The following is a 9,980-nucleotide window of genomic DNA, read 5'->3' as shown; positions in this document are numbered from 1 at the left end:
TGGACGAATGGATACGCAGACGGCTTAGGCTTATTCTGTGGAGACAATGGAAACGCAGATGGACGAGGCGAAATAAGCTAATCGCTGCTGGTTTAAGCGAGCAACGAGCAGTTGAATCTGCCTTTAATGACCGTGGGCCATGGTGGAACTCGGGAGCCAGTCATATGAATCAAGCCATTTCAAAGCGCTACTTACAGAAACTGGAACTTGTTAGTCTGCTTGACAGGTACTTAGATTACAAGAAATCAGTAACTATTGGAACCGCCGTATACGGAACCGTACGTACGGTGGTGTGAGAGAGCGGTGAAACGAATAAAAGTTTCGCCCTCTACTCGATTGAATAATTTATTGGAATAAAAAGGCTGTCCTGTTGATATAATGATTTGATTTTCATATATTTATATATCAAAACAAAGCAGTATGCGTTCTAAAAGACCTGTTTTTAAGCCCTATCAGCAACGCCAGTTGCTGGCCATTCCGCCAACGCTTGATGAATTAGTCCCGGCAGCACACCCGGCGCGGGTAGTGAACGATGTGATCGACAGGCTCGACCTGGAGCCATTGTTAAAAGCCTATCATATCCGCGGCAGTTCGAGCTATCACCCTCAGATGCTGTTAAAGGTACTGGTATATGGCTATGTGACCAACACTTACTCCAGCCGAAAGCTGGCCGCAGCCTGCCGGGAAAGCGTTTACTTGATGTGGCTGAGTTCGATGAGCTATCCTGATCACAACACGATCAACCGTTTCCGGGGCGTGCGTTTGAAACATGCGCTGCGCGATGTGTTCGAAGATGTTGTAAAACTGCTGGCAGAAGAAGGCCTGATCAGTATTGAAGAAGTGAACACGGACGGAACAAAGATAGAGGCGAATGCCAACCGGTATACCTTTGTCTGGAAGAAAGCTATTCAGACCAACAAGGAAAAGATGAAAAAGCAGCTTTCTGAGATATGGGACTATGCCCAAAGCGTAGCAAAGGAAGAGGACAGGCTGCCTGATCCGCCTGACTTTACCCTCATTGACAGCGAAAAGGTCAATGCCACAGTAGATAAACTCAATGAGAAGCTTTCCTCCCGTGAGGATGTTTCCAGGCAGGTCAAAAGCAAACTGCGGTATATCAGCAAGCATTACCCACAGGCCATTGCCCGCTATGAGCAGCAGGAAGCCCTGCTCGGTGAACGTAACAGCTATTCCAAGACTGATACGGATGCCACTTTTATGCGCATGAAGGAAGACCATATGCGTAACGGGCAACTTAAACCGGGGTATAATGTTCAGATATCTACCTCCAACCAGTTTATCGTCAATTACACTATTCATTCCAACACTACCGACACCAATACATTAGGAGCTCATTTAGCGCAACATGAAGCCAGCTTTGGCAAAGCACCACAGGCACTTACCGCAGATGCCGGATACGGCTCAGAAGAGAACTATACCCTGCTTGAACAAAAAGGCGTCACCGCCTTTGTCAAATACGGAATGTTCGATAAAGAGCAGAATGAAAATCACAACCGCAAGCACCCCTTTTCCGCAGATAAGCTTTTCTATAACCGCGAACAAGACTGTTACATCTGCCCGATGGGACAGCAGATGTATTATATCGGTAATGGCAAAAGGAAAACCACTACCGGATTCGTGCAAGTCAGCCGCCGTTATCAGGCGCGGAATTGTGAGGGCTGCCCGCTTAATGGTGTATGTCATAAGTCTAAGGGCAACCGGATCATAGAGGTCAACGAAAACCTGAACCGCCTTAAACTAAAAGCGCACAGCTTGTTAAACAGCGAGGAAGGCATTGAAAGGCGAAAGAAGCGCTGCTTTGACGTGGAACCCACTTTCGGCAATATCAAACATAATCATGGCTTTAAAAGGTTCCTTCTGCGTGGCAAAGAAAAAGTTGAAATTGAATGGGGTTTGATCGCGATTGCTCAAAATCTGAGAAAAAAGGCTGCCTGAAAGCCTTTTTACCCCCTTTAACCCCGACCCTTCGGGTAAATCCAGTCTGAAAACAGAGCTCCTAAAACGATAACTCGCCCAAACAAGAAAATATCCCTAAAATGAAAAAGACCGCATCACTTTATTTGTGATACGGCCTCGTTTTTTTTGCAACAGATTGAGTTAATATCGTTGTTCGCACATCCTGCATTCGCGCCTCATCCTGCCAGCTCAATGGAGGAGGTTCATGATGCCGCGACGAGGTGAGACATTTCTATTGAAACTATTGAAGCACTGACATCATGACACAACGATATTATGTCATTGTTAATAATAAAAACACTACGGTGATATTAAGTGACAATTGAACAGTTATGCTGTCAATTTTTAACTTTTCGCCTGCTTGGCACAATTGATGATGCTCAAGAGCGAAAACTTAAATTATAATTTAATAAAGTATAACTATGTCATTAAACATTAAACCTATCGGAGACAGGGTGGTAGTAGAAGCCGCTGCCGCCGAAGAAAAAACTGCTTCGGGAATCATAATCCCGGATACTGCAAAAGAAAAACCACAGCGCGGAACTGTTGTAGCTGTTGGTGCGGGTAAAACAGACGAGCCTTTGACTGTAAAAGTTGGTGACCAGGTTTTATACGGAAAATACGCCGGTACCGAAATTACTTACGAAGGCAAGGAATATTTAATTATGCGCGAAAGCGATATTTACGCGGTACTGTAATTGTTATAAAGTTGCAATGTAGAAAGGTTGTAAAGTTGCCTTTCGACATTGAATATCCGAACATTAAAACTTTACAACACTCAAACATTCAAACAAAAAAACAATGTCAAAACAAGTAAAATATAATGTAGAAGCACGCGATGCCCTGAAAAGAGGCGTTGACGTATTAGCTAATGCTGTTAAGGTAACATTGGGTCCTAAAGGCCGTAACGTAATTATCGACAAGAAATTCGGTTCGCCGGCCATCACTAAAGACGGTGTTACAGTTGCTAAAGAAATTGAACTGAAGGACGCTCTTGAAAACATGGGCGCACAAATGGTTAAAGAAGTAGCATCAAAAACTGCTGACATTGCAGGTGACGGTACCACTACTGCTACCGTACTGGCCCAGGCCATTGTAACTGCTGGTATTAAAAACGTTGCCGCCGGTGCAAATCCAATGGATTTGAAGCGCGGTATCGACAAAGCTGTTGCAGTTGTTGTTGAGGATTTGAAAAAACAATCTCAGGCCGTAGGTGACGATAACAACAAAATTCAACAAGTTGCTTCTATATCTGCCAACAACGACGAAGTTATCGGTGCGTTGATTGCTGAAGCTATGGGTAAAGTTGGTAAAGACGGTGTTATAACCGTTGAAGAGGCAAAAGGTACTGAAACCGAAGTTAAAACTGTAGAAGGTATGCAGTTTGACCGTGGTTATCTTTCGGCTTACTTTGTTACTAACACTGATAAGATGGAAGCTGAAATCGAAAATCCTTATATCCTGATCTACGACAAAAAGATCTCCTCGATGAAGGAATTGCTTCCTATCCTTGAAAAACAGGTACAAACCGGTAAGCCATTGTTAATTATTGCTGAAGATCTTGACGGCGAAGCGCTTTCAACTTTGGTAGTTAACAAAATTCGCGGTTCGCTGCGCGTAGCTGCGGTTAAGGCGCCTGGCTTCGGCGACCGTCGTAAAGCTATGCTGGAGGATATCGCTATTCTTACCGGCGGTACAGTAATCTCTGAAGAAAGAGGCTTTAAATTGGAAAATGCTGATCTTAGCTATTTGGGTACAGCAGAGAAAGTTATCGTTGATAAAGATAATACTACCATCATTAACGGCAGCGGCAATGCAGAAGAAATTAAAGGCCGCGTAAACCAAATAAAAGCCCAGATTGAAACCACAACTTCCGACTACGATAAAGAAAAACTACAGGAGCGTTTAGCCAAATTATCAGGCGGTGTTGCTGTGCTTTACGTAGGCGCTGCTACCGAAGTTGAAATGAAAGAAAAGAAAGACCGTGTTGACGACGCTTTACACGCAACCCGTGCCGCTGTTGAAGAAGGCATAGTTGCAGGTGGTGGAGTTGCTTTCATCCGCGCTGTTGAAGCTCTTGCAAATGTTAAAGGTGCAAACGAGGACGAAAATACCGGTATACAGATTATCCGCCGTGCTATTGAAGAACCACTTCGCCAGATCTGCGAAAACGCTGGTATCGAAGGTTCAATTGTAGTTCAGAAAGTTAAAGAAGGTACTGCTGACTACGGTTACAATGCCCGTTCTGATAAATACGAAAACCTGATTGGCGCCGGTGTCATCGACCCAACCAAGGTAGGCCGCGTTGCATTGGAAAATGCAGCTTCAATCGCTTCGATGTTATTGACTACCGAGTGCGTATTGGCTGATGATCCTGAAGAAGCACCTGCAGGCCCTCCGATGGGCGGCGGCGGCATGGGCGGCATGATGTAAGCCCATTAGTCTAAAGTCGTGAGTCAATAGTCTTAAATCAGGAGTTTTTGGCTCAAGACTAAGGACTTTAGACTCAAGACTTATTAAAAGAAAACCCTGTCTGAAATAACAGACAGGGTTTTCTTTTGTGTACATAACTACTACCGTCATCACAACGTAAACGGACTGTCATGTATTAATCAAATGATTGATTAATCGATATCAGCGTCACAGAAACCTGTATTTTTGTATGCCTGATCAAAAAAAGCCGCTTAGGCACAGCTTTTGAATAGAAATGAGTACCATGAAAAATATTACAGAAACAGCAAAACACATACAAAGCCAGATAATTGACTGGGTGTTGTTTAAAGGCCCCGAACTTTTTATTACCATTTACGGTAAATAATAATTCATTATTTTCGCACTCGCTATGCATGCGAGGCTACAAAACTATTACAACCTGGTTTACGATTGGCTCCTGATAAACGGAACCAGGCTCATCGGCGGATTTATCGTCCTGATAATCGGTCTTAAAACCATCAAATTCATACGATTGCGGCTACGGGCGCGAATGGACAGGCGCCAGGTGCACTCTGCCCTTCAGCCATTTTTTTTAAGCCTCTCTATAACCTCGCTTTATATATTGCTGGTTATTACCATAACCACTATTGTAGGCATCCCGTTGGCCACATTTACTACCATCATTGGTGGTTTTGGTGTTGCACTGGGCCTGGCCTTGTCAGGAACGTTTCAAAACTTTGCAGGCGGCGTCCTGATCTTATTACTCAAGCCATTTGAACTTAATGACAGTATTGTAGCACAAGGCCAGGAAGGCAAAGTAACGTCTATCCAGATATTTTATACCGTTTTACTTACTATCGACAACCGGACCATCATTATCCCCAACGGCAAATTATTCAACGAAGTTATTGTTAACGTAAGCCGGGAAAACCGCCGCCGCCTTGATTTTGAATTCAGACTGGGTTATAGTGCCGATATTGAAAAAGCTAAAACAATTGTAAGCAATATCGTTGCAAACACTAAAACAATCCTGGTCGATTTTCCTGTAAGAATTGGCATAGTAAGCCTTGATGTTGACAATATCCGCTTCACCGTGAATGTGTGGGTAAAACCTGATGACTATTTGTCAACTAAAATTGATCTGATGGAAAATATTATAAAGCAGTTAGGCGCAGCAGGAATAAGCTTTCCGAAACCAGGATGGGATAGAGCGTAATTTACAAATTACGATCGACGTACGATTAAAAAACAGTGAACCGTCATCCGCAAATTAAATTTTCTGCCTTGCCTTTAGCTCCAGGTATCGGTTAACCGTATTTACAGTTAAGTTCTGCGGAGTTGTCAGGATAGACTGTATATTATATTTTGCCAGTTCCTTTACAATAAGTTTTTTATCATAAACCAACTTTTCTGCGATAGTTTTAATATAGATGCCTTCCACATCAGAAGCCGGCTCCTCGGTTAGTCTTTTCAGTTCGGTGTTTTCGAAAAATACAACCAGCAGTAAATGAAACCTGGCGATGCGCTTTAAATATGGAAGTTGCCGTTCTAACGCATACATACTCTCGAAGTTGGTAAAGAATACTACCAGGCTGCGTTGCTTAATAACATTGCGGATGGTGGCATACAATAACTCCATATTCGTTTCCAGGTACCGCGTTTTTTCCTTATACAATACTTCAAGTATCTTGTTGATTTGAGTTGGGCGCTTATCAGCAGGAACCACTGCGCCAATTTTTTCGGCAACCGTAATCAAGCCTGCTTTGTCTTCTTTCAATAAGGCTACGTTTGATAATACCAGGCTGGCATTGATGGCATAATCCAGTAAACTTAAACCCTCAAAAGGCATTTTCATCGCCCGCGACTTATCTATTACACAGTAAACCTGCTGCGATTTTTCGTCTACGTAAGCATTGGTCATCAACGCCCCGCGACGGGCCGTAGCTTTCCAGTTAATAGTGCGGTAGTCGTCGCCCTGCACATAGTTTTTCACCTGTTCAAACTCAAGACTGTGGCCGAGCCGCCGTATTTTTTTTATACCGAGCTCGCTCAGGTTATTTGATATAGCCATCAACTCATATTTGCGCATCTGAAGAAATGACGGATACACCGGAAGCACTTCTCCCTGGCTGAAATTATATCGCCGCCTGATCAACCCTAGTGAAGTGGACACAAATACGCGTATGTAGCCAAATTCATACTCGCCGCGACGCGTAGGCCGTAAACTATAGCTGATCAGTTTCCGCTGCTGTGGCTTTAGAGACGTCGTAAACCAGATATCTCTTTTTTGGAACTGAACCGGTATTTCGTCTATAATGCCGATATTGATAGAAAATGGATACCAGTTCTCGGCATAAATTCCCAATTCATTTTCGTCGCTGTTACTCAATCGCTCGGGGGCGTGCCGCTTGGCAAATACCCCCTTCTGCGTCCGGTAAAGCATAATTAAATCAGCAAAAAAAAGCAGGCTCAGTGTCGCAAACGTCAGTTCGGGCACAATTTGCAACCACGGAAAAAAGAATGCCAGCAAAAACAGTACGACACAGCAACCCAACCCGGCAAAAAGGCGGCTGGTTAAAAATAAATCGCTGTAAAATAACCGGAATACTTTTTTCACTTGTTATTATTTAAAGCGGACAGAGAGCGGAGAAATGCAAGTGGTTAAAACCGTCGTCCCCGGTTTGCTCTCCCCTCTCTCCTACCCAATGACCACTACCTCGGCACCTCAACCTTTTTAATGATCTGGCCAATTACATCATCCGGCGAAACGCCCTCCATTTCTTTGTCGGGTGTAAGCATAATCCGGTGCCGTAATACCGGGGCTACTACGTAATTAATATCGTCAGGCGTTACAAAATCACGTCCCTTAATTGCGGCGACTGCCTTAGCCGCATTGATAATCGCCAGCGACGCCCGGGGCGAGCCGCCCAGGTACAACGATTTATTATTCCGGCTTTCGTGTATTATTTGCGCAGCGTAAACCATCAGTTTTTCTTCAACGTGTAAGCCCCGCACAACCGACCGTAATAAAACAATGTCACTTGCAGATAATACCGGCTTAATACGGCTCAATTGATCGGTTGTTTTCTGCTGATGCTGCTGGTTAAGTATTGCAATTTCCTCATCAAGCGTTGGATATTTAACCTCTATCTTAAATAAAAATCTGTCGAGTTGTGCTTCTGGCAAACGATATGTTCCTTCGTGTTCAACCGGATTTTGCGTGGCCAGTACAATAAACGGCTCGTCCATTTTATAAACCTGGCCATCCATGGTCAGTTGCCGTTCCTCCATTACCTCGAACAAAGCCGACTGCGTTTTCGCCGGAGCCCGGTTGATCTCATCGATTAAGATAATATTACCGAAAACCGGACCAGCCTTAAACTCAAACTCGGTGGTTTTTGGATTAAAAACTGAGGTCCCCAATATATCAGACGGCATCAAATCGGGGGTAAATTGTATCCTGGAGTATTTAGCGTCAATTGACCTGGCTATGAGCTTTGCTGTAAGGGTCTTAGCCACACCCGGTACTCCTTCAATCAATATATGGCCTTCTGCAAGAATCCCCGCTATCAATAAATCAATACTTTCCTGCTGGCCAACAATAATAGTGAAAAGTGTTGCCTTTATCTGCTCAACCGCGGCGGTTAGCCTGCTAAGGTCAGTTCTTTGTTCAAATATTTCATCTTCCATAATTACCTGGCTTGATTATAAAATTGTTCTATCTGTTTGTTTAATTCTATTAGTTCCTGGTCGCTCGCGCGGTACTGCACGTTCAGGTAGTTTATAAATCGCACAAAATCTCTTGCAAATGAGGGTTCGAGGTTAAACTTGTTAATGATTTTTTCGGTAAAGTCATTATCAAGCTTGTTGGTTTTTACCTGGTGTTCGTCGCGCAGCCACGTTAAAAAGTATAGTATTTTCTTTTGGGCAATATTGGCACTGTTACGTTTTTCATAATACAGTCCTCCTACTACGTTCACAAACTCGAGTGAGGAGTTTTTTAGCGGCTCTATCACCGGGATAATGCGCTGGCGGCGTTTGATCTCGTAAAGTACAAATAGCAGCAAGCTGAACAAAGTAATATAATATGCCCATTGCAATACGGGGTTTGACAGGAACACCCGCATAGGCGAATCTTCCCCCACATCGCCCTGGGTGTAATATTCGTCAACCGCGAGTTTTTCGGGATTCTTCAGAAATGATAAGGCCGTTTCCACATATGTACGGCCGCTGGCAGTGAGCAAGCTGTAATTGCTGAAAAACCTCGGGTTAGCACACAGGTACAGGTTCCCGCTGCCGTAAGTATACTTTATAAAATTCGCCTTTTTTTCCTGGTTCTGACTTATCACAACAGCGTGGGTTGTGTCGAATTTCGAAAAATAGGTGTCTGCTATATTTTTATCGATGCTTATAGGCTTTTTAGGGTTAAGGGCAGGGCTGCAAAAATCGACGCCGGTAAATGTGCTGAACATACTGGTATGGGGTTCCGTTGTAACGGAGAGTTTTTTCTGAAATACATTACCAAAGTCTGCCGCCGCTATGAACACGTCGTTACCTTTTTTTACATAATCGATCAGATGACTATACTCGGTTTTTGATGGTTCAATATCACGGCAGATGATCAGATAAGCAGAGTTTGCGAGGGAGTCATCAACGACTACGTTATAGATAGGCCGCCGGTACCGGGTGATAGCAGCACCCGGGAAAATATCTTTCAGCCGGTCATTCAAAATATAAGTACCAAACGGTATCTTATCTTTGCTGCTTAAGGTTTCTGCCCAGTCCACCGCTTTTGGGCGGTTAAATTGCGCCACAATGTAAATGATCAAAATTACACCTCCGGCTATTAAATATGTTTTCAGGCTTTTCATGACAATTGCTTTTTGAAGTTTTGAAAAAGCAGGTCGATATCTGCAAAAGCCTGTTGATTTATCGGAAAATTTCCGTACCACACATATTCAAATCTGTTGGTAAGCAAGCTGAAGGCACGTCGCTGTTCGCCATTTTTTAGCTCGTATAAATATGCAGTGTTAGTTTTATCTATTTCCCATTGTATCAGTTTTTTGTCGCTTAACTGTTTTAGGCACTTCAGGTACAATAGCCTTACAGCCAGCCGGTAGTTATGGTGAGTCAACGCTTTTTCAACTTCGGCATCAAAATCAATTCCATGAATATCCTCCAGCGACTCGCTGTATGGAACGGCAACTTTGGCTGCCTCGCCGCGCCATAGCCGTATCGGGTCAAGCCCGAGCGATTTAAATATTACATAAGCCAGGAACGCAACCGACCCGCCAATCAGCAAATACTCTAAAATCTTTCCTCCATACGGTATACCCCTAAATAATCTTGTTATATGGTCCCATACCCAGTCCCAAAAAATCTTCCAGAGGGTCGGCTTGCCGGTGCCGGGGCCATTATAATTGAAATCTTCGTCTGTGCTATATTTATTTATTGCCTTTTGATCAAAGTGTTTTATAACTATTTTTGAGCTGTCGGCAGTCGTTTTCAAAGAGACCTTCGTTTTCTGCGGCACGGCAAATACGTTGCTTATAAAAAGCAGCATTATTATC

8 protein-coding genes are annotated in these 9,980 nt (G+C 43.6%); 4 read left to right on the top strand and 4 right to left on the bottom strand.

Translation table 11 applies throughout. The features are described from left to right. Positions 1-420: 420 nt before the first annotated feature. The 4 genes from Q3W13_RS02300 to Q3W13_RS02285 all read left to right on the top strand — a co-directional run bounded on the left by Q3W13_RS02300 (position 421) and on the right by Q3W13_RS02285 (position 5,626). A complete protein-coding gene (locus Q3W13_RS02300; RefSeq protein WP_302861021.1) occupies positions 421-1,956 on the top strand; it encodes an IS1182 family transposase in 1,536 nt (511 codons plus the stop codon). A 443-nt stretch (positions 1,957-2,399) separates the two neighbouring features. After that, the gene (gene groES, locus Q3W13_RS02295) at positions 2,400-2,675 is read left to right on the top strand and encodes a co-chaperone GroES (protein ID WP_302861020.1); all 276 of its coding nucleotides are present in this window, start codon (positions 2,400-2,402) and stop codon (positions 2,673-2,675) included. A gap of 103 nt (positions 2,676-2,778) precedes the next feature. Beyond that, positions 2,779-4,410, top strand: coding sequence for a chaperonin GroEL (groL, locus tag Q3W13_RS02290; protein WP_302861019.1), 1,632 nt, complete (start codon positions 2,779-2,781; stop codon positions 4,408-4,410). Positions 4,411-4,819: 409 nt separating this feature from the next. Continuing rightward, positions 4,820-5,626, top strand: a complete 807-nt coding sequence (locus Q3W13_RS02285) for a mechanosensitive ion channel family protein (protein ID WP_302861018.1) — start codon at positions 4,820-4,822, stop codon at positions 5,624-5,626. A 54-nt stretch (positions 5,627-5,680) separates the two neighbouring features. On the opposite strand, the gene Q3W13_RS02280 is transcribed toward Q3W13_RS02285, so the two are convergent. The 4 genes from Q3W13_RS02280 to Q3W13_RS02265 all read right to left on the bottom strand — a co-directional run bounded on the left by Q3W13_RS02280 (position 5,681) and on the right by Q3W13_RS02265 (position 9,973). Next, on the bottom strand, positions 5,681-7,027 hold the full coding sequence (locus Q3W13_RS02280; RefSeq protein ID WP_302861017.1) for a DUF58 domain-containing protein: 1,347 nt from the start codon (positions 7,025-7,027) through the stop codon (positions 5,681-5,683). 95 nt (positions 7,028-7,122) lie between these two features. Beyond that, positions 7,123-8,100, bottom strand: coding sequence for a MoxR family ATPase (locus Q3W13_RS02275; RefSeq protein WP_302861016.1), 978 nt, complete (start codon positions 8,098-8,100; stop codon positions 7,123-7,125). Positions 8,101-8,102: 2 nt separating this feature from the next. Further along, positions 8,103-9,281 carry a DUF4350 domain-containing protein gene (locus tag Q3W13_RS02270; protein ID WP_302861015.1) on the bottom strand — a complete coding sequence of 393 codons (1,179 nt, stop codon included), beginning with the start codon at positions 9,279-9,281 and terminating at the stop codon, positions 8,103-8,105. Then, positions 9,278-9,973, bottom strand: coding sequence for a DUF4129 domain-containing protein (locus tag Q3W13_RS02265; RefSeq protein WP_302861014.1), 696 nt, complete (start codon positions 9,971-9,973; stop codon positions 9,278-9,280). Before Q3W13_RS02265 ends, Q3W13_RS02270 begins: the two co-directional genes overlap by 4 nt. Positions 9,974-9,980 lie beyond the last annotated feature (7 nt).

Source organism: Mucilaginibacter sp. L3T2-6, assembly GCF_030519355.1.
Lineage (GTDB): Bacteria > Bacteroidota > Bacteroidia > Sphingobacteriales > Sphingobacteriaceae > Mucilaginibacter.
Note: the sequence above shows the minus strand (reverse complement) of the source record. Positions and strands in the feature narration are given on the sequence as shown.